This is a genomic window from Alkalicoccus daliensis (genome assembly GCF_900103955.1).
GTDB classification, from domain to species: domain Bacteria; phylum Bacillota; class Bacilli; order Bacillales; family Salisediminibacteriaceae; genus Alkalicoccus; species Alkalicoccus daliensis.
Genome location: NZ_FNIL01000003.1, coordinates 272,837 through 293,900, shown reverse-complemented (window position 1 = coordinate 293,900; position 21,064 = coordinate 272,837). Strand labels below are relative to the sequence as shown.

Genomic DNA, 21,064 nt, shown 5'->3' with positions numbered 1-21,064 from the left:
TGAAAGTTGTTTACTTCATGTGCCTATTGAACATAACTATGCAGTGACTTCTGCTAGAAATCGTGATTCGTTTCAAACATATACCCATATTGAGGACATTGGTGTCAAAAGCATGAATCTGCAAAATTAACCATTTTAATTTTAAATTGCAAAGTTTGGTGAACCGTAAAGAGAGCATAAATTACGTTGGTAACGGAGTCCTTTTCTATACAATTCTTTTAAAATAAAATTTTTAATCTGCGATCCTAATTTAATAGCCTTATGTTTTTTCACCGATTTTCTGCAGTAAGATTATTCATTGGAACTCCTTTTTAATTAATATTCACATATAGAATTCCTTATAAACATTTTAGGAGGTACATTTTTTGTTATAATATAGGTACCAATGATATAGGACTAAAAAGATAAGAAAAGATAATATAAGGAGTGCAGATTATGAGTACATTTGAAGTTATCTACGATAAGCCCAGAGGATGGATTAAAGAAGAACGTCAAAGAGGACGAGACTGGGCTAGCATTACATACGCTAAAAGAAATGACATGAAAGGGCTCGAAGAATTTATCAGCCAGCAACAGGATTTAAATCATTGGCCTAATATGAATACAGAAAAATGGTTTGACCTAGTAGCAGGAGTAAAGGAAATCGAGGAACTAACTATCGCCTCAGAACATAGAAACCAAGGGGCCATGCTTACTGGAGATTATGACAATAACACTGCTGTAGTTCCTGAAGATCCTAGAACATCATGGCAACTTTATAGGGAAGAACTTGAGAGTAAAGGACTTCCAGAGATAGCGGTCACTAAAATTGAACAGGCAAGTCTCAGCGTATTGAGACGTCTCAGCACAGATACTAGGAATAGAAGACCTGTTCAAGGGATGGTTGTAGGGAATGTTCAATCAGGAAAAACTGCTAACATGGCAGGACTTATGGCAATGGCGGCTGATCACGGGTGGAATATGTTCATTGTGCTTTCAGGACTTGTAGAAAATCTGCGAAAACAAACGCAAGAAAGGTTGATCAGCGATTTGAATCACCCAGGGAACATTAACTGGATATCGCTGGAAAATGTTAAAAAGAATGCTCCCATCGGACAAGGGATATCCGAAATGCATTTTCGTGAAGTGAAAAATGCGCATTTATACGTATGTCTAAAAAACCGAAAAAGACTTGAGGACTTATTGGATGCTCTTCAAGAAAATACTGCTAAATATCAGCAGATGAAGATATTAATTATAGATGATGAAGCAGATCAAGGCAGTATTAATACTGCAGACGTTCATGATACAAATGAGAATAATGAAATTGAACGAAAAGCCATTAACCGGTTGATTGTAAACCTAGTTAACAGTAAAGATAAACAGAATAAAGTGATGAATAAAACTCCCGAAGCTGTGAATTACGTAAGTTACACCGCTACACCTTATGCAAATTTCTTAAATGAATTTGGAGAAGAGGCTCTTTATCCAAGAGATTTTGTTAAAGCACTGAGTACAACAAACACTTATTTCGGTCCTAAAGAAATATTTGGCATCGAGGGCGTGGAAGAGTTTCAAGGGATGAATATTGTTAGAAATATATATGACGGTGATCAGGAGGAGATTGAAGCACTGCACCAAGGTTCCATCAAACTGCCTGTTTCACTCAAAGAGAGCCTATGCTGGTTTTTGGGTGCTCACAGCTCTTTAAAACTTCATGGGTATAAGAAGCCATTGACAATGATGGTACATACAAGCCAAAATCAGCGCCATCATACCGCTGTAGCAGAGGCTATAAAAAACTATTTGTTAAACACCTCTACCGAAGAAATAATCAGAGAATGCCGAGCGGTTTGGGAAAAAGAAACTCATAAATTTAACTTAAGACATTTTCAGAAATCCTACAAAGATTATTCGGGAGATCAAGATAAAATATATCAATTTCAGGACTTTGACCTTTTTATTCCTAATATAAAAAAGCTGGTTAAAGATATTACTTCAATACCGCTGGACGGGTACGGAGACCTTGATTATCACGAACACCTACATTTGTGCATAGACAATTGTTCAAATAATGGGATCAATGATGAAGGAATGCATGTAAGACTTGCCTATCCTTCCCAAGAAAAATTAGAAACACTCGATTTCCCCCCGGCTTTTATAGTGGTCGGAGGAACAACTTTATCCAGGGGATTAACTATGGAAGGCTTAATAAGTACTTTTTTTCATCGTAACTCCAAGCAGGCAGATACATTAATGCAGATGGGCAGGTGGTTTGGGTACCGTCTTCGATATGAACTGTATCCACGGATTTGGATGGGCCAAGATCTGCAGAGCAAATTTGAATTTTTGGCCACACTGGAATACGAATTGAGAGAAACACTTTCATTATATTCCCGGTCTCTCGTAGACCCTTCAGAATATGGACCAAAAGTCAAAAACTCCCCTGGTGTATCATGGCTTCGAATTACAGCGGCGAACCGTCAGCAGTCAGCCATGCATGTGAAAATGGATTTTGGTGGTGTTAGGCCTCAGACAATTCTGTTTGATAATGATAAGAATGTGCTGAAGCAAAATAAGTCCACGGCAGAAATCTTTCTGAACAAACTAGAAGAACCTGAGGCTTATAAAACAAAATATATATGGAAGGGTATTCCCTTTGAAACAATTAAAGAAAATTTGTTTAAAAAGATGTCATTCCACGAGCGGGCAAGAGTTTTTAATGATCATGAGATGCCACAGATGTTAGAGTGGGTTCAGTATATGACTGATAATGAAAAAATAGGACCATGGAATATTATCGTCTCAGGAAAGAAAGCGGACAGTGGGACAGAAGACATATGGAGCCTTTCCAACGGGAAAAAAGTAGGGAAAGTAACACGTACGCGTAAAGCTTCCTCCACAGAAGAAGATACTATAAATATCGGAGTTCTGAGAGCTCCTTCAGACCTTTATGCAGATGTTGATATCGATCATCCAGGTCTTTCTTCTGAACAGAAAGAGGAATTGAGAAAGAGTACGCCGAGCACTAAACAGGAAGCAGTTATGAAAACCCGTCGTGATGCGGACCTTGGTAGAACACCACTTCTCATTATCTACTGTATTGATCAGGATTCTACAGCCCGTACCAATGATGGAACCATAGAAGACGCTGATTTAAGAAGAGATCTGAAGGCAAAAGAAGACATTATTGGTTTGGCCCTAATGATTCCAGAGTTGGAAAGTGAAGACGGATGGGGAACAGGTGCATTAACTATTAATATACCGCAGGAGCAGATTGGAGACAGTTGATAATGGATATAGAGATAGCTAAACCGGAAAGAATGTCGCAGAGTGGAAGCTCTCTTCTCAGATTGATACAAAATGATGAACTTCCAACTCTGGATCTGCTGGTTAGAGAATCGATTCAGAACAGTTCAGATGCTGTACTGGAGGATAAAGAATACTTGGACATTACCTTTAATATCAGGAAATTTCGAACAGATCAAATGAGCCGTCATTTTCATGGGATCGATAAACAGCTGGTGCAGCGTTATGGAGGCGGTGAGAACCAAAGTCTCGTTATAAAAGATAAAAATACGACAGGTCTGGAAGGGCCTCTTCATATCGATGAGGTAGAAGGTGATAAATACGGAAACCTGCTTACTCTGATTTATGAGATAAGTAAGCCTCAGGAGAAAGAGGGAGCCGGAGGTTCCTGGGGTCTTGGGAAGACTATCTATTTCCGCGCAGGTATGGGACTGGTAGTATATTATACTAGAATTAAACTTTCAGACGGTAGTTTTCAGAGCCGGCTTGCTGCATGTTTAGTTGAGAATGAAAAAGAAGAAAATACACTTCTAGAGCCTGAATCTAAAGGACCTAAGCGCGGAATTGCCTGGTGGGGGGAGCTGCGTAAAGAAAATCAGACTGTTCCAGTTACCAACGAGGCTGAAGTGCTTGAAATTCTTAAAGATATGAATGTAATCCCCTTTAAAGGGGAGGAAACAGGCACAGCTGTAATTCTGCCTTTTGTAAGCGAAGAGGAATTAATGCAAACTGCAAAAGCCAGTTATGAAGGTGAACGATATTGGTGGTTAAACGGCCTTGAGGAGTATCTGAAAGTTGCAGTACAGAGATGGTATGCTCCCAGAATCGAAAATAGAGATTATAAGTTAAATAAATGGATGAAGGTATCTATAAATAACAAAGTTATTTCCCGGACAGAGATGCTTCCCTTATTTAAGCTTGTCCAGGATCTATATAATGCATCGTCTTATACGGGGGATAAAATGCCCTCACTTATTATCAACCGAGAAAAAATAAAGGTTGAAAAAATCCACCTGCGTAATATTTTTGAAAAGTCTGGAGAAGCAGGGCAAATGGTTTTCAGTAAGTTAAAAAAAGCGGATCTTAAAATGGATCCTCCTGATAATCATTCTGCTCCATATGCTCAGGCGGATGTTATTTATAATGAAGGTGATTTAAATCCGCCTGTTATCACATTTGTTAGGCAGGCAGGCATGCTGATAAATTACGACGCTACCGGTTCCTGGGTTAACAATATCCAGCCAACTACCGGTGATGAATACATTATTGGAATCTTTGTCCCAAATTCAAAAAATTTATTGAAAAACGAATATGGTTCTGTCTCTTTGGAAGAATATTTGAGAGCTGGGGAAAAAGCAGACCATACTTCTTGGAACGATCATACTTTTGGTGACATTAATCCGCATATTGTAGCAAAAATTAAAAATCAAAGCGGCAAAAAAATAAATGACCTTTATAAAGTATCAGAACAGAGCCCCTCAGAAGTAGTAAAGACAGGAATGGGCCGTTCGCTCGCCTCTATTCTGCTTCCTCCTGAACAGTTTGGTAAAGCTGCTTCAAATGGGAATAGAATAAAGAAAAAAAGCGATTCAAAGTTAACTGATAAGAGTAAAAAGTCCAGTTTGAGTATTAATGGGAAAGCTCAATACGATAAAGGAAAGACAATTATTCCTTTTCAACTAAATATTGGGGGTAAAGTAGAAAAGGCAACTTTAAAGCTGCTGGTAAGTTCTGAAACTGGAAATATCAGTGAAATGAAATGGGAAGATGAAAAGGAGATAGGGACTCCTTTCCCTTTGAAAGTTACAAATCTGGAAATTGAAAAAATCGAAACAAAAAATAATGCAATCAGTGTCCACAATGTTATGGGTCAGAAGAGCGCAATTGACGGTGTTGAAATAATTGAGCCAGAATTAATATACACCTCTAAATTTAAAGTCCCATATGGGATATCTTTTCATAAGACTGTAGAAGCAGCTGCAATAATTAGCGGGAGAATTGAATTTCAGTCCTCAGAAAGGTCACTGAAAGCTACAATTTCTAATATGGATGAGGTCGGTGAATAAAATGAGTGTGCAGTTAAGTTTTTATCCGGAAATCGATGATGATCTTTTAGTGAAGATGGGGGTTCAGCTCGGAGAAGTTAATTTCAGCTATTATAAAAATAAAACTTATCAGCTGAGCGCTCAATACCCGGATGGAAACAAATCAAGCCAGACCATTTTTTTAAAAGATCACGAAGATTTTTGGGAACCGGATAAGCATAATTTGACTATCCGGCAGAAAATGACAGTTACACAGCCTAGCTTTTTGTTCGGTTCAGATGGAGTAGCCCGTAAAAGAAGTACTCTGGGAATGGGTGCGATCTGGACCTGTAAAAGCTCCAATCATCGGGGTGCTGTAGAAATATGCAACTTCACAGACGGCGGGAACTCATTAACGCCGGAACTGGAACTTAAGTTTCCGGAAGGTTTTCTGCAGAAAGAACTTAGTATTCAAATAGTAATTTATGTTAAAGAAAGTGCGGAGGCTTTATCAGAAGAAGAAGAAGCGCTCGCCGACCTTCCTGGTACAATTCTGGGAACAATTAATAGATTTAACGTTGTTATTGAGGGAAGCGGTTCAATATTTCCTATAGTTGAAGTAGCAGAAAATGATAAACCCTTATGGTGGATAGTATGCTCATGGACTGATCCGCAGGAGGACTCTTTTGACGAAGAAAATGTAAAGCTATGTATCAATACTGCTCACAAAAACTATAAACATGTTTATGATGGAAAAAATGTGCGGAATTCACCGGTATTTATAGAAATTATGGGATCAGCACTTGAAATTATCATAAATAGAACCAAGTGTTCAGAGTGCTGGACATCACTTATCCAAAATCACAACAATGCACCTGGAAGCATTGGAGAAGCTGTCTATTATTTTATTGATACCTTCGGATGGGAGTATCAGGACCCCCAAAGGCTTAGTACTTCTATTAGAGAGTATCTTGAGGCAAATATGTAACAAATACTGGAGGTGAAAAAATGAGAATTAAAAAAGTAGATAAACAAGAAGCGGAAAGATTATTTCATTCCTGGAATGATACTCCTCCTTCAGAAGGTTTTGACATAGATAATCAAGCATTAAGAAATGAACTCACTGCTGCATATAATAGGATTATCAGTATGGTAGAAAATAAAAAAATATCGCTTTATTATATAGATATGAAATTTGGTCTCGAACTTTTTAATATCCTTTATAAATACGACCAGTTTAATGTTAGAACTGCTTCCAATAATGATTTCTGGAGATATTTATCAATTAAGGTAATTCCAGATGTAGTTTATGACAGATGGGGAATGACAGAGGCCCGTTTCTGGAAGGAGCCACGCAGAATCTGGTTGAAAGTTCTGTGGTGGTATATCTATTTATCCTGGCAGGGAAATACTGCAGATACAGAGTCTGCCCTGCAGGATAATACTACTGATGAAATAGCACAGCTTGTGGAAAGGGCTGGCAGTCAGGGGTACCGTCCGGAAGTCACAAGAGAAATCATGCGCCATTACGGTAGTCTGGATAAAAGTTTAAAAAGCCGCAACATCCTTTTATTCAGACGGTTAATGAAATTAAACACAGCTCGTACAGAAACACTGGAACCAGGTTTGTTTCCAGAAGGAGAGAAAGCGTATGTCGAAGAATTGTTCCGATACTTCACAGAAATCAAGGTTTCAAACAATTGATCTTTTTTCCGGATGTGGTGGGTTTTCCTTAGGATTTCAGCAGGCCGGTTTATATATCAGTGCAGGAATAGATATGAATGAGCAGGCAGCGACAACAGCTTCATACAACCTTCACTGGAAAAATGGAGAAAACAAAACTCATATTTCAGGAGATGTAGCGACACACACTAAAGAGGACTTACTCCCGGAGCTTGATTTAAGTAACCCTTTTCTGGTAATTGGTGGACCGCCCTGCCAAGCGTACTCTTCCATTGGGAAAGGAAAACTTAAATCATTGGGGGAGGAAAGAGCACATACCAACGATTCAAGAGGTATGCTTTATGAGGCATTTATAAATAAGGTCCTGGAATTTAATGCTGAGCTTGCAGTTATGGAAAATGTAGTTGAGTCTGTTAATTACGGCGGGGTCAATATTCCTGAAACCGTATGCCGTATTTTAGAAAAATCCGGCTATTCAGCCCGGTGGACGATTCTAAATGCTGCAGATTTCGGGGTACCGCAGCTGAGAGAAAGAGTTTTTGTAACTGCAAGCAGAAAATATAATGTTACGAAGGATATTCTTCCTTTTCCAACACATCAACCCCCTGAAGGAACGTTAAGCAGGGGTTCCCGAAGGATCAAAAAATTCATGGAAAACGATTATTTTCTTGAACCCAATTCCGTTGAGAATTCAAAGCTCCCTTACTGGATTACAGCAGGAGAAGCTATATCAGATATGCCAACACTGAAAAAAAGTTCAGCCGATAAATATGAATTTTACCCTATGAACCTGAACTTTCCATATAGCTCAGAAGCTCAGAATGAATATCAGAAGCTGATGCGCAGAAAAGCGCAACAAAATGTAGTGAACGGACACGCCTTCAGAAAAACTACCAGAGACTTCCCAATTTTTGAACGGATGAAGGAAGGAGATAATTATTTAGATGCACATGCTATAGCTGTAAATCTTTTCAATGATTACTGTAGTGCATTTGGAATTGATGAACTTAGAGATAAAGAGCTCTATAAAAAAGAAAAACGTAAAAAAGTACCTCCTTATAGTACTTTGAAATTTAAAGATAAATGGAAAAAAATAGACAGTACCAAACCTTGTCACACACTGGTAGCTCATTTGTCGACTGATACATACAGTCATATTCACCCATGGGAAGCAAGAGGCATTTCAGTCAGGGAAGCTGCAAGAATGCAATCCTTTCCAGATGATTTTTTCTTTCAATGTGGAATGAGTGAAGCTTTTAAACAGATTGGCAATGCCGTACCGCCTTTGCTGGCCAAATCTCTGGCCGAGAGTATCCTAACGTGGTATGAGAAGGTCAATAGTGAAAACTTTAACCATAATAAAAAAGAAGCGGAGCAGGTAAAATGAGTCTACTTCAAAAAATTCAGAATACCTTTGCAAATATTCAGACCGACAGAGCTCAGTTTATGGACGATCAAAATACCTGTCTTTTTTTACTGGGCAATGGAAGTTATGGAGCTGCATTAAGATACAATGGTGATGTAGTAAATGAAAGTTATGCTAATATTCGCCTGCATACTTCATATCTCCCTTTTGCAGATATACATGGACAGTGGCTGGTCCTAAGCTCTACTGTGTACTCTCTTCGTAATGAATTTGCTTTAATATGTGCAGATTTTATTCAGAGCAAAGCAGGTGAAATTGCTGAGCCTTTTCAATGGTGGGGAAAGTGGAAAAATTTAATGGGGAATGCAGTTGTTAACAAATCACCTCACAGTCTGATAGGAGAAATGAAAGTTGTCGAGCATCTGCTGAAGCAGAACAAAGAGGTGACTTGGGAGCCATCTGAATATTCTTCAACTGATGTAAAAACAGCTGAGCATTCGTATGAAGTGAAATCTTCTACAGTACGATTTGATCAGCGGATCACTATCAACAGTCAATTTCAATTTGAGCAGCCGGATTATCTGATTTTCTGCAGATTTGAGAAGACCAATCGGGGAGAATCAATAAATAGTATGGTGGAAAAACTCCATGTTCTTGGGATGGATAGAGATATTATTAACTTGGAGCTGAACAGAATTGGTTTCCAAGAAGGAAGCAGTACCCGAAATATAAATTATGAACTTATTGAGAACAGGAAATATGATATGAATCAAGAACTTCCTGGAAGAGAATTACAGGAATTCATTCAATCGTATAATGATCCTCATGTAATTAAAATCTCTTTTGATATTGATTTAACGGGAATTACATATGAACCATTTAAGATCTCTGAGAATTAAATTATTATTTCGATATTTATTATCAGCTTCTATTTCTAAGCCACTTTAGTAAGCGGAGACCCCCTGTAGTAATAATTAGTTCCAATTTATATCAGAATATCTTTTATAAATCACAATTAAATGAATACTGAAATAGGTAGTGTTGAGTGGCAGTACCTGAACTTCTATTTTTATTGAGAATAATGAATTGCCTTAGGTTGGAATTAATAATTGGAATAGAACAAGAACGAGCTACTGACTATATCAAGGCCCCTGATGTATTAATTAGCTGTTCGTGAATTTTTATTATATTTCAAAATGTCTATTCAAGGAGAGTGCATATATGTTCATTAATAGTCAACCTAACGAAAATCAAAGTGAATATATAGAACTGCTAAGGTTAGTAGGGTCATTATCTAATATGTTCAGTGAAAGTCCTGTACCTTATTTATACTATAGAGCTGCTGAAAATATATTTTGTAAAGCGTTTGGTGCTGAAAATCTTTCAAGAGGTGACGTTTCAGCAGATGCATCTTTTGAAAATTTAGGTATTGGCCTTAAAACTTTTTTACATAAAAACGGGAACACTTTACAGAAAGTTGCTGAATTCAATCGCGGAGCGTCAGATTATCAATCACAAGATTCAAGAGATATTGTAAAGACTATTAGCAGCCAAAGAAATGAAAGAATTAAATTTACTATGAGAGCACACGATTTAGATGAAATGATATATCACCTTGTAACACGTGAAGAGATGGGATTCAATATATATGAAGAGAGAATGGATTTAGTAGATATTAATAATATCCGGGGGATAATTAATAAAGGTAATAATATATATTTTCATGATGGGATTCATAAATATAAGTTCGACAAATCTAAAAGTACATTGTCAAAGCGATTTATAACCAAAACTCCTATTAATAGATTTGAAGTATCGATATTAAGTGACCCATATGAATTAATATTACAAAGTTCGGACCAGACCATAGTGAGCGAGCGCAGGGAAGAAACTTATGAGCAGATTTATCTTCCTTTATACTCCACCAAATCAAGTAAAAAGGAAGTCCAGCAAGGAGCAGGTCTAAATCAATGGAATGCCAAAGGAAGACCTAGACACCAAGATGAAATATATATACCTATACCTAAGTGGATTCATAATAGTTTTCCTGACTTTTTCCCATATAATTTGAAAGCTTACCAAGACGCAAAGCGAAACAACACTTCATATGAATCTAAACCTTTCAAGCTAGAATTACCAAATGGGAAAGAATTGACTTCGAAAATTTGTCAAGAAAATGGGAAGGCTCTAATGTCAAATCCTAATAGAGAATTAGGAAACTGGCTATTGCGTCATGTTCTTCAAGTTAATCCAAGAGAATTAGTAACATATGATATGCTGGAAACAATAGGAATTGATTCTGTAATAGTTTCTAAAATTAATCAATTTCATTATCGTATAGATTTTGCTGCCATAAATTCGTATGAGAATTTTGAAGAGGAGTATAAGTAATTTTATTTGTTAGAATTTTAAATTTAGCTTAATTAACTCAATCATCTAGCTATTACTATACAAAAAGTTCCCCCCGAAATTTATTGTTTAATGACTCTTTAACAAACTATTTCCGGAGGGAGCAATCTTTACGTTAAAAATAGAAAGCGGCAAAAGTTAACGAGACAAGAACGGAAATTCAAAGCTAACTAAACACATTTAGAAAACATGAAATTGCTTCAAAAACTTCTTTAAATTCGTCGGATTTAAAGAAGCTGACTAATACTATGTGAAGTATTAAGTAAAGCTAAGTTTCCTCCAATGATTACTTATAATATTAAATTGTTATTTCTTTTTTTAAGTGTTTAATAAGTGAATCAACAGATTTCATGTCTCCTGTTTGTACGTAGTAATTAGAAGCGTCTAATTTATTATTATTTCCAATTCTATTTATATATGAATCTTTAAGTATATAATGACCATTATCAATTGCTTTCTTCAAGTCACCAATAGTAACGACACCGCCAAAATCATATTCATAAGTTTCATTGGTTATTATTTTATATAATTCTGTTTCTGTAGCTTGATCACTATAAAGAAGCCTTTTAGTTTTTAATAAGTCAGATGCAAATGGCCGCAGTCTAACAAGAATAGTAGCATCATATTTGCCACCATTTTTTTCGATATCAGGTATATATAAGCCGCCTTTATTCCAATCTTTAGTTTCAAGTAGTAACAATTGTCCGTATGATTTAGTAGATTTAATAGATAGTTTTCTGTTCCCTATCTCAAAATCTCCAGAATCCCAAGCTCCGAGACTGTACATATCGTTATCAGGAAGAGGCACATCTAGTCCCTCAGAGGTAAACTTATTATATATTGCGTATTCTGCTAATTTACCTTGAAAAGTATCTGCAAATAATTCTCCATTCCTCCTAAGGTGTGAACCTCCAGATCGATAATTTCTATGTATACCTTTTTTACCAAAACTCATCCCGTAAGCAAATTTAAATACTTCATCAATAGTTTGGGAATTAAATTTTTTCTCTGGTTTAAAATGTTTAATGTTAGTAAAAGTATGGATTGTGCCTTCTGCTTGAATATGACTTCTCATTTTATTCATATTAATATCCCTTTCCAATTAAAGTATTACCCACTTAATAATTTAATTCTCTAACAAATGTTAATAAAGTTGCTATAAATCACGGCTAATAAGATGCAAACATAGGTGAGGATGTTGCTATCCCTAATGAATTTAAATATTTTGTATTTGTTTAGATCTAAATAAATGTAGTTCAAAAGGAATTAATTTAAGTTAAAAAATGGATATATCTATATCATCGGTAACGTGCTAGATAATTTTAATACTTTTTGAAGTTATTTTATTAATTGATGAATCTTTAATATGATATTATTTTAATGGAAAGACTATATAATGAGGAATTTTTCAATGGATTCTCTTTTAAAGACTAAATGATTTGTGGTACTGTATTAAATAGCTTTGTTTTCTATCCATAAATTTGTAACAACATTACAGATATATGCTAAAATATAATATAAGAACAAACATTCCCATGATTGGAGGCATATTTATGAAAAAACTTACAGTAGGAAGTCTCTTTGCGGGTGTAGGAGGAATAGATTTAGGCTTCGAAAAAGCTGGCGCCGAAATAGTTTGGGCGAATGAAATTGATAAAAATGCAGCAGTAACTTATCGACTGAATTTTTCTAATGAGCTTATTGAAGAAGATATTAGAAATATAGATGAATACAACTTACCAGATATAGACATTTTAACAGCGGGATGGCCTTGTGTTGCATTTTCTGTTGCTGGAAGAAGACACGGAATGAGTTATTTATGTTCAGAATGCAATCATCAGCATATGGTTACTTTTGAAGAGTATTTGTCTACCCCTCAATGTCCCCAATGTAAAGGGTCTACAGAACCTATTGATCCGAGAGGTACATTATTTTATGATGTTCTCCGCTTTATCAGAGCAAAAAAACCACGAGCATTTCTACTTGAAAATGTAAAAAATTTAAGAGGACATGATGGTGGAAAAACTTTTGAGGTTATCCAAGAAATGTTAAAGTCAGAAGGGTATCATTTTGAGAGTAGGGTTATGAACACTATGGAATATGCGGATGTTCCTCAGAATAGAGAAAGAATATTTATAGTAGGTTTCAGAGATGAGAAGATTTTAAGCGAATTTAAGTTTCCAGATAAAAAAGAACTGAATAACACTATTGATAATATTCTTGAGAGAAAAGCAAAACAAGAGGATAAGTTTTATTACAAAAAAGAATCCCCATATTATAAAATGTTGTCTGAAAGCATAAAAAGACAAGATACGGTTTATCAATTGCGGAGGGTATACGTGAGAGAAAATCAAAGTAATGTTTGTCCCACTTTGACAGCGAATATGGGAACCGGAGGTCATAATGTTCCTTTAGTGCTTGATAATTGGGGGATAAGAAAACTGACACCTCGTGAAGCTTTTGGCTTTCAAGGGTTCCCTAAAGAATTTATGCTTCCAGAAAACATGGCTAACAGTCATCTATATAAACAAGCAGGAAATTCTGTAACGGTTCCTATTGTGCAGCAAGTTGCGGCTAATATGCTTCAAGCAATAAATAAGGTAGATAAAAATCAAAAAGATAGAGTAGAGCAAATAAAATTGTTTGCTTAAGGTATATTTATATGAACCTCGGCTTTAATTCATTTGAATTAGACCGGGGTTTTTAAATTGAAAATCAGAAAAGTTATACAGTCTAATTTTCAATTATTTAAAATTCTAGATTTTTGGATATGATACTCAATTTTATTTAATGCTCCAGTTAAATCATCTTTAATTTCATGTTCCCAAATTCTTAATATATTCCAATTTAAAGATACATAATACTCTTCAACTTCTTTATCTCTTTCTTTGTTTCTATTAAGCTTAGGGATCCAATAATTTTGATTGGTTTTAGGAATATTACCATGTAAAGGGCAGCCATGCCAAAAACATGAATCTATAAATATAACTACCTTGTACTTCTTAATCACTATATCAGGACGCCCCATTAACGAACGAACATTTTTCCTGAATCTATAACCTCTGTGCCAAAGCTCTTTAGTAACCAAGTTTTCTAGCTGAGACTGCGATTTTATAGCCTTCATGTTTTTTGTTCTTTGTTTATTAGTTAAATTATCCATTTTTCTTTCTCCCTAACAAAATTTAGACTTTATAGAGTGTATTGCCCTTTATATAATAGAAGAAACAAGAATTTCATAAAATTTATAGAGCTTTATTTTGGAAGGACTTATAAGTCAATGTTGATAAATAATGAGCACCTAGAAAAAGAATATAATTTGTTTTTGATTAAACATCAAAGTCATATTCAAAGGGTCTTAGATTTTGTAGGAATAACGCCTGCACATCACGATTACGAAGGCTTTGTTTCTGAAGCAAATTATGGTTTATGTAAAGCTTTTAGAGTTATAAGAGAGCAAGCTCGTGAAGGAAAGTATAATAGTGTTTATTTAATTGTTCTAGTAAGAGTGAGATCTTATGCAAATATGCATGTAAAATATGATGATTTAACATCGGTTAATAAACTCTCTACTTCAGTTAATCATTTTGTAGAATCAGTTTCTATAATTGAAAAATTATGCTCAAAGAGGAATTTAATTATATTTATAAGTGTATTGCTGAATTAAATTATAAAGAAAGATATATTTTAATACATACTTATGGACTCTATAACAAAGATAGAATGACAAATAAAAAAATAGCTGACAGCTTAAATATTTCTGTAAATACCTTGATACGACTTAGAAAAATAGCACTTACCAAAATAAGAATTAAATTAAAAATACATGAATATTATTATTGAAACTCTTATACTAGAATGTTTATTGTTTTATAATTGCTTAAGGGATTATTAAAAGAAGATTATTTAGTTGAGTAAAGCTTATTAATAATATATTTGAATGAGGTGTAAAACTGTAAGGGCCTCTTAAGAAATATAGAAATCATAGTCAAAGATATATTTGAAACTAAACAAGTCTTTAACATATAGATTTGAAAGCATATGGCTTATATTTAAATATGTTGCAAAACTTACTAAAGAAAGGAGAAATATATATGAGAGATAAAAATACAGGAATTGTTAAGAAGGGCTGCGTATCCGGTGAACGCCTGTATATGATGACTTGTCCATGCTGGTGCGGTCTAGAAGCATATCTCGCTCATGGACACGTAGAGAGGCATTTGGGGACGAAAACACTGTTTATTCGACAGGTTCCCTTCTATATTTGTGATCAAGGACATATTAAGACTGAACTGGCGACACGCCTGCGCATTAAAGATCGTGTACGGCAGGCGGTGTTAGAAGGACGGACGAGCATATTATTTTAAAGAAATATGGATCCAGGAACGCTTTTTATTGTGGGGGTCACTTCAAGAGATTGATTTAGGAGTTGTTTTATTATTTAATTTATATTACACAAATGGTTTGGGTTTTTATAATCAATCGTTTCTGCTGTGATATTCGTGTAGAAGCATGTTTTATGCGCACTGCTTCTGATGAGATTATTCTAAAATATTTGTATGATTTTAAACAACATTTAAACAATGGGAAGCCTGTATACCTTATGTATACCTTAAAGAATCTAATATCGATTCTTCAGAAATGGACTGTGATTAAGCGTTGAAATTTGTTTCTTTCTATGAATTTGGATTAATAGAAACGAAAAATAGAGAAGACTGTAGACAAATCCTTTTAAAGGAACTTATCTGCAGTCTTTTTTAATTTACTTTTTATATCAGGCTAGAGAGAGTATTTAGATACAATTTTAATAAATGTATTCCAGCCTTTCTAAGTAACAGGATCTACTAAATCTTTGTTCAAAGCACAGCCTAAGATAGTAACTTTCCAGTCATGAGAAAGAAAATGATAAGGGTCTTCTTCGAATTCCTTTCCGTCTAGTATTCCTACTAGTATACTAATCAAATATATTTTTGTACCGAAATCTTTGAACTCTTGCTTTTCAACTATGAGCCACTTTGAAAAACGTCTGCTTCCTTTGATTTCAGTTTTAAATTAAGATAATTTTTTTTCCCGTTTATAAATATAGTAGACATATCATTTGCTTCATCATGAGTGTGTGGGTCATCCAAACTTCAAGATCAACACTAAAGCTGATATTAAAAATTCTCTTCTAGAAAATATTTGAAACCGAATTCTACTACTTTTCCAATTACATAGTCTGAGATAAAATCATTTTCTTGCGAGGAATATCCAGCCTTCTAAATTGGTTTATAATTGCTGCCTTTTTATTATGTAATTCTTCAGCATATGGAAAGCATTTTTTTACATCATTTTGTCCCATGAGAAATTCTTTTATTAGTTTATTATCTTTTAACATATTTTAATACCTAATAAATATACATAAGTCATAATAACCATTTTATTTTCCTTATTTAAGTATCTAAGTGAGTATTATAACACTATAAATTAACTTATATTTATATTAATTACAAAAATAAGTCAAAATAATTATGTGGAATTTCAATTATAGGTGTCTTTAGATCTAATTTTATAGTATAAATAGGTTATAGTGTAATATTTATTTTTGAAGATAATGTCGAACGTAATTTAAGACCTTAAAATTTTATAGATAAACAGTGATAAAAACCTGTATAAAGGATCGAAGATAAGACTTTATAGGAGAATTTAGTAAATAAGAGGGGGATGAAAATGAATAAAAAGAATATTTTTAAAATGCAAGAAAACAAAATAATTCAAATATGCATTAAATAGCGTGGCATTAGGTCAATGTAGTATTTCTAAATTAAAAATATTGAAAAGAAAAAAGCAAATAAACATTCCATTTTAAACATGATGGTTGCAGAGCCTGAAGAAATAAATGTATTGAATATGTGCATTTATTAAAAATGGTTAATAGTGAATCAGAGAATTTCTAGAGAGTACAAAGAATAAAGGTTTTATGATTTTCGAGGATTAGAGGTGACTATCCTTAGCAAGGGAGTGTCTTGACTGCAACCGTTCTTTACAATCGTGTAGCACTCGAAAGATATTTGCAAAAATTTGTTCCGGGATGTTAAAGAGTACTAAAGTACCGCTAAAATTCTTGGTCCGCTAAATGCAGCATTAAATTATGGATTTCCATAAAAGTAAATTTTTTTAGTATAAGTAAGATTTAAAAATAAATTCCTTCATTTGATTGACTTAGTACTAAGTCTGTATTATAGTAAATGTATTGATATAGAACTAAACCTACAGTCAACATATTTTTAGTAGTATTATTAAATGCTAATTCACTAGTGAATGGAGAGAAAGAAATGAAAAAAGTAATCAATGGGGCTGTTTATAATACAGAAACGGCTAAAAAAATCTGTGAACAAAAAATAAGCGAGAATCAATATGAAAAAGGTGCTTATGTAAACCAACTAAAACAGCTTTATAAAACAAAAAATGGGAATTACTTCTTTTTTGTTAAGAATGAGTTTCCTACTTACGTTGATGTGAATGGAGATGATTTAAATCCGAAATTCGAACTCATGGATGTGACAGAAGAAAAAATTATACCTGCTACTTACGAGTTAGCAGTTCAATTTGCAAGTGAAGTTATTGCATCTGATCTTGAATCAAAAATAGCTGTCGGTAAGTTTTTCCCCGAACTGATTCGGAATGAAAAAGATGAAAATAAAAAGGTGCAAAAAAAAGTTTATATGTCTGAAAAAGCAAGTTGGTATTTAGAGATGATGTTAACTGAAAGCAAAGAAACAAACAGTAGCTTTATTGAAAAACTAATTGTGGATAAATACCGAAGCCTTTATAAAGAAGGAATTATGCAAAATGATCCTTACTTCGAAATGGAGGAGGAGTAAATAACGGGGAAGGGGAGATTAAGATCGAAATAAAAGTAATAAATTTATTTTTTGACCACTTAACAGACAAAGGGTTTTGAAAAACTGGTTAATGATTTAATTAAAGGAGAGGCAAGGTATTATCGTTATCCATAATGATGGCTTAGTTGAAGCTATATCGAAATACTTAAAGAATTAAAACATAGGCTGCTTAAGTTAAGCAGCTACTATAGAACAAAGATTGGTAACTACTTCTTTTTCGGAAAGAATCATTTTTCGATTTATTTTGCAGTGAATAATGATGACTTATATCGAAAGGAGGAATTAAGGAATGTAGAGACAGATAAATATAAGAAATGGGCTGAGAAAAATGAATAAGTGGAACATGCAGAAAGTTTTACAAAGCCACACCCGATCGGTTATTATTCTGACGATTATTTTGACATTTGCATTCAATAAGCTGCTTAATAAAATTCTCACTAGAGAAATAATATTAGAGGAAGGACTTTACAGCTCTCACACTGTGGAGTTCTCCTTAGGAGTGTATGGCATAATACTGGCGATTCCAGCTGGATTATTCAGCATTTGGTTAATCAAATTAATATTGAATAAACGAAACATACAGCCTAATCCAGTTGATAGAGCCGGTTCCTTCAAATGGCACCGGATTTATGGAACTGTAATCGGTTTTATCATCTTTTTTATTACGATTGAGTATACTTTCAACGGGTCGCTGGATGCTGATCATGTAGGAGAAGCAATTATACAGCTGGGCATAGTAATTGGTTTGCCGGGCATACTTGCTATTTTATCTGCGAAGATAATTAATAAAGTAATGATTCAAAAGGAGCCAAGTAATTCTGGTAATGGGAATTCAAGAAATTCAAATTCTATGCGAGGATTACAAACTCCCCCGCTCTGGGAGTCTCACCTAATGCAAGAAGCTGACAGGCAGCAACAAGAGCGAAAGAGAAAAGAAGAAGCTGATTTCGCCGATAAACAAAGGCTGCAAGCTGAAGCTCAACGGCTGGAGCAAATAAGAAAAGAAGAAGCTGATTTTGCTAATAAACAAAGGTTACAAGCTGAGGCTCAATGGCAGGCAAAAAAAAGGCAGGAAGAAGCTGACTTTGCAAAAAGGCGTGCAATTGAACAGGCGCAGTATAATAGCAGGACACATTATTTTCAAGAAAAAGTAAATCTGGCAAATGCAAAGCAGCGTGAAGCTGATGCAGCAGCTAAGAGAGCAAGAAAATTTTAAATGTAAATTGCACATAATTAAATTAAAATACTAACGGAAGCAGGGGATGAAATGATTAGAGAGAGTAAAATTTTTGAAAGTGAGAGGTCTGAATATCAGAACATTGTAGATTATGGGGGAATCTATCCAATGGGAACATTTATGCCTCAAGATAATCAGAATCTACAACAAACTTTTGTTCAAATGGTGCCAACACAGAACACGGTCTTGATGTATAATACGCTGCGAAATAATTTGGGATATGAAGCGTTTGAAGACAGTTACAACGAGGATCCAACGATTTATACCTTATCCGGGGGCTGCGCAAGCAGTATTGTGAAGAGCTTTTACGATAGAAACGCTCGCATCACCAACATGACCGGAGAATTTCTAGATAGTGCAGGAATCTTTATGGCTAACCAGACAATTCAGCTGGTAGAACTCACCGAAGACAATGGGCTCCATTACTATGTCATTACAGGCGGCAAGGGAGCTATTGAAGCGAAGGCAGACGAATTATATAACGCAAATTTAATGCTGACAGAGGCATTGCCTTTTCAATTAGAGAACGAAGGAATCAGTATTAACAGCATGGCGATTGTGGAATTAGCACTTGCTATGGCAAACGATGTATTTGATCGAAAATGGACAGTCAATGACCCTATGCACGCACAGGATTTATATGCGGTCGAGTCAGATCAGATGATTGACATGGAAGAAAGCGCTAAGTGGATTCCGCTTCAAGACTTCGAAAACTGGACAAATGCAAAACGATTGGGAATTGTTTTTAGGATTCAAACCTATTAATCCAGACTGTTATTAACCTGCTTGCGAATTAGATCTGAGGATTGTATTTAAAACAGAACGCTTATATTTCCATGGAAAAAGAGCACCCAGCCAGTTAAGGTGAAGTGCTCTTTGATTTTGGAATTAGCCGATCATATAGGCGTGGGTGACACAAACGAATTATAAGACACTGTTTACCTTCTTTAAAGCTATGAACCGCTAGTCATCGATGCTAATCCTCATCGCCGTCAAGAAAATGTCCCTCATTCTGAAGCAGTTTCAAAATAATAGTGAATCAGGATTAAAAAGCAAAGCTGTTGACCAGCTTTGCTTTTTTCGCGAGCTACTAAAGAAGGGAAGCAACTCTGCAAATACTGCGTATATCTGCTTACTCCTGCCTTTTCTGTTCCTTCTTTTTCCGGCGCCGGGTAAACCAGTAGACAGCTCCTGCAATCACAGCAAGCGGCACAATCACCGGGGATAATCCGATCAGGAAAACTACCACTTGGGATAATGCTGTAAGCAGGAAGTTCACGGTGTTCATAAACAGGCTCTGCGCACGTTCAAAGGTATGCAGCGACTCCTGATCCTGCATCTGATCCACGTGCACCGCTCGTTCCTGTATCTCGATCGTGACAGTAGAAAACGCCACCTGGTTTTCCAGATAATTCATTCGTCCGGTCACCCGTTCGATTTCACTCTGTACCTCTTCCAGGTCCTGAGAAATCGCAAGCAGATCTTCCGTCGACTCTGCTTCTCCCAGGAAGGTCAGCAGCCTTTCTTCCACGACCTCCTGCGATCGGAGCCGGGATTCCAGATCGACGTATTCTTCTGATACATCATTTCCGCTTGTGGATTGTTCCACCACCGTCGTACTGGCAGATTCCAGTTCCTGAAGAAACGGATGGAAATGCTCCTGAGGAATCCTGACAACGATTCTTCCGCTCCGCTCTTCGTTCTCCCCTGCCTGCTGCACGTTGGACTCTACGACATATCCACTCATACTATCGACCTGCTCTTGAATGGCAGACTGGATAGCATCGTAATTATCCACTTCGATCGAGATATGCCCATTGTAAATGACCATCTGGCCGGTCTGATCGGCAGTCGGTGCTTCCTCGCTTTCCGGAAAATCCTCCTGTGCCCCGTCTTCTTCCGCCGGGGCATCCGCTGCCTCTTCATTCGACTCGATGAGACCTCCGCCATCATCTACAGCTTCCTCTGTATTTCGGTTATCTGCCGTCTGATTATTGTCAGCCTGATTCATGCATGCACCCAGTACAATAAGTACCGCTGCAAGAAGAAGGAAAAGAACATAATGTTTTCTTTTCATAAGAAAAACCTCCATTTTTCTTTACTTATCACTTTAGTCGCAAGAGAAACAGCGGAAGTTACAAAAAATGGAGGAATCCCCATGATATTGATATGTGAG

16 protein-coding genes are annotated in these 21,064 nt (G+C 35.6%); 13 read left to right on the top strand and 3 right to left on the bottom strand.

Annotated features, from left to right (window positions below):
• Window positions 1–435: 435 nt before the first annotated feature.
• The 7 genes from BLP92_RS07910 (at window position 436) to BLP92_RS07880 (ending at window position 10,752) form a co-directional block, all read left to right on the top strand.
• Window positions 436–3,270 carry a Z1 domain-containing protein gene (locus BLP92_RS07910; RefSeq protein ID WP_090842300.1) on the top strand — a complete coding sequence of 945 codons (2,835 nt, stop codon included), beginning with the start codon at window positions 436–438 and terminating at the stop codon, window positions 3,268–3,270.
• A gap of 443 nt (window positions 3,271–3,713) precedes the next feature.
• On the top strand, window positions 3,714–5,354 hold the full coding sequence (locus BLP92_RS07905) for a hypothetical protein (protein ID WP_139148933.1): 1,641 nt from the start codon (window positions 3,714–3,716) through the stop codon (window positions 5,352–5,354).
• Complete coding sequence (locus BLP92_RS07900) at window positions 5,347–6,300, top strand: hypothetical protein (protein ID WP_090842297.1); 954 nt, start codon at window positions 5,347–5,349, stop codon at window positions 6,298–6,300. Before BLP92_RS07905 ends, BLP92_RS07900 begins: the two co-directional genes overlap by 8 nt.
• A gap of 20 nt (window positions 6,301–6,320) precedes the next feature.
• Complete coding sequence (locus BLP92_RS07895; protein WP_090842295.1) at window positions 6,321–7,016, top strand: DUF6339 family protein; 696 nt, start codon at window positions 6,321–6,323, stop codon at window positions 7,014–7,016.
• The gene (locus BLP92_RS07890; RefSeq protein WP_090842293.1) at window positions 6,964–8,382 is read left to right on the top strand and encodes a DNA cytosine methyltransferase; all 1,419 of its coding nucleotides are present in this window, start codon (window positions 6,964–6,966) and stop codon (window positions 8,380–8,382) included. The genes BLP92_RS07895 and BLP92_RS07890 overlap by 53 nt, the downstream gene beginning before the upstream one ends.
• Entirely contained in the window at window positions 8,379–9,260 is an 882-nt protein-coding gene (locus tag BLP92_RS07885; protein ID WP_090842291.1) for a PD-(D/E)XK motif protein, read from the top strand. Before BLP92_RS07890 ends, BLP92_RS07885 begins: the two co-directional genes overlap by 4 nt.
• 322 nt (window positions 9,261–9,582) lie before the next feature.
• Complete coding sequence (locus BLP92_RS07880; protein WP_090842289.1) at window positions 9,583–10,752, top strand: phospholipase D-like domain-containing protein; 1,170 nt, start codon at window positions 9,583–9,585, stop codon at window positions 10,750–10,752.
• A 316-nt stretch (window positions 10,753–11,068) separates the two neighbouring features.
• On the opposite strand, the gene BLP92_RS07875 is transcribed toward BLP92_RS07880, so the two are convergent.
• On the bottom strand, window positions 11,069–11,854 hold the full coding sequence (locus tag BLP92_RS07875) for a hypothetical protein (protein ID WP_090842287.1): 786 nt from the start codon (window positions 11,852–11,854) through the stop codon (window positions 11,069–11,071).
• A gap of 469 nt (window positions 11,855–12,323) precedes the next feature.
• Here BLP92_RS07875 and dcm point away from each other — a divergent pair, with 469 nt between their 5' ends.
• On the top strand, window positions 12,324–13,421 hold the full coding sequence (gene dcm / locus BLP92_RS07870) for a DNA (cytosine-5-)-methyltransferase (protein ID WP_090842285.1): 1,098 nt from the start codon (window positions 12,324–12,326) through the stop codon (window positions 13,419–13,421).
• Between the two features lie 89 nt (window positions 13,422–13,510).
• On the opposite strand, the gene BLP92_RS07865 is transcribed toward dcm, so the two are convergent.
• The gene (locus tag BLP92_RS07865) at window positions 13,511–13,930 is read right to left on the bottom strand and encodes a very short patch repair endonuclease (RefSeq protein ID WP_090842283.1); all 420 of its coding nucleotides are present in this window, start codon (window positions 13,928–13,930) and stop codon (window positions 13,511–13,513) included.
• 117 nt (window positions 13,931–14,047) lie between these two features.
• Here BLP92_RS07865 and BLP92_RS07860 point away from each other — a divergent pair, with 117 nt between their 5' ends.
• The 5 genes from BLP92_RS07860 (at window position 14,048) to BLP92_RS07835 (ending at window position 19,653) form a co-directional block, all read left to right on the top strand.
• Window positions 14,048–14,434, top strand: coding sequence for a hypothetical protein (locus BLP92_RS07860; RefSeq protein WP_090842281.1), 387 nt, complete (start codon window positions 14,048–14,050; stop codon window positions 14,432–14,434).
• A 427-nt stretch (window positions 14,435–14,861) separates the two neighbouring features.
• On the top strand, window positions 14,862–15,134 hold the full coding sequence (locus tag BLP92_RS07855; RefSeq protein ID WP_090842279.1) for a hypothetical protein: 273 nt from the start codon (window positions 14,862–14,864) through the stop codon (window positions 15,132–15,134).
• A gap of 1,947 nt (window positions 15,135–17,081) precedes the next feature.
• Window positions 17,082–17,630: a hypothetical protein gene (locus BLP92_RS07845; RefSeq protein WP_090842275.1), complete on the top strand. Its 549-nt coding sequence runs from the start codon at window positions 17,082–17,084 to the stop codon at window positions 17,628–17,630.
• 349 nt (window positions 17,631–17,979) lie between these two features.
• Window positions 17,980–18,867: a cell envelope integrity TolA family protein gene (locus BLP92_RS07840; protein ID WP_090842273.1), complete on the top strand. Its 888-nt coding sequence runs from the start codon at window positions 17,980–17,982 to the stop codon at window positions 18,865–18,867.
• A 51-nt stretch (window positions 18,868–18,918) separates the two neighbouring features.
• Window positions 18,919–19,653: an SPRY domain-containing protein gene (locus BLP92_RS07835; RefSeq protein WP_090842271.1), complete on the top strand. Its 735-nt coding sequence runs from the start codon at window positions 18,919–18,921 to the stop codon at window positions 19,651–19,653.
• A gap of 367 nt (window positions 19,654–20,020) precedes the next feature.
• Here BLP92_RS07835 and BLP92_RS07830 read toward each other — a convergent pair whose 3' ends face one another.
• Window positions 20,021–20,965, bottom strand: coding sequence for a DUF4349 domain-containing protein (locus BLP92_RS07830; protein ID WP_175444217.1), 945 nt, complete (start codon window positions 20,963–20,965; stop codon window positions 20,021–20,023).
• Between the last annotated feature and the right edge of the window lie 99 nt (window positions 20,966–21,064).

Bases quoted from the DNA above. Each gene is read 5' to 3' on its own strand.
- BLP92_RS07910 (WP_090842300.1), top strand. From the start codon at position 436: ATGAGTACATTTGAAGTTATCTACGATAAGCCCAGAGGATGGATTAAA.
- BLP92_RS07905 (WP_139148933.1), top strand. From the start codon at position 3,714: ATGGGACTGGTAGTATATTATACTAGAATTAAACTTTCAGACGGTAGT.
- BLP92_RS07895 (WP_090842295.1), top strand. From the start codon at position 6,321: ATGAGAATTAAAAAAGTAGATAAACAAGAAGCGGAAAGATTATTTCAT.
- BLP92_RS07890 (WP_090842293.1), top strand. From the start codon at position 6,964: ATGTCGAAGAATTGTTCCGATACTTCACAGAAATCAAGGTTTCAAACA.
- BLP92_RS07885 (WP_090842291.1), top strand. From the start codon at position 8,379: ATGAGTCTACTTCAAAAAATTCAGAATACCTTTGCAAATATTCAGACC.
- BLP92_RS07880 (WP_090842289.1), top strand. From the start codon at position 9,583: ATGTTCATTAATAGTCAACCTAACGAAAATCAAAGTGAATATATAGAA.
- BLP92_RS07875 (WP_090842287.1), bottom strand. From the start codon at position 11,854: ATGAATAAAATGAGAAGTCATATTCAAGCAGAAGGCACAATCCATACT.
- dcm (WP_090842285.1), top strand. From the start codon at position 12,324: ATGAAAAAACTTACAGTAGGAAGTCTCTTTGCGGGTGTAGGAGGAATA.
- BLP92_RS07865 (WP_090842283.1), bottom strand. From the start codon at position 13,930: ATGGATAATTTAACTAATAAACAAAGAACAAAAAACATGAAGGCTATA.
- BLP92_RS07860 (WP_090842281.1), top strand. From the start codon at position 14,048: ATGTTGATAAATAATGAGCACCTAGAAAAAGAATATAATTTGTTTTTG.
- BLP92_RS07855 (WP_090842279.1), top strand. From the start codon at position 14,862: ATGAGAGATAAAAATACAGGAATTGTTAAGAAGGGCTGCGTATCCGGT.
- BLP92_RS07845 (WP_090842275.1), top strand. From the start codon at position 17,082: ATGAAAAAAGTAATCAATGGGGCTGTTTATAATACAGAAACGGCTAAA.
- BLP92_RS07840 (WP_090842273.1), top strand. From the start codon at position 17,980: ATGAATAAGTGGAACATGCAGAAAGTTTTACAAAGCCACACCCGATCG.
- BLP92_RS07835 (WP_090842271.1), top strand. From the start codon at position 18,919: ATGATTAGAGAGAGTAAAATTTTTGAAAGTGAGAGGTCTGAATATCAG.
- BLP92_RS07830 (WP_175444217.1), bottom strand. From the start codon at position 20,965: ATGAAAAGAAAACATTATGTTCTTTTCCTTCTTCTTGCAGCGGTACTT.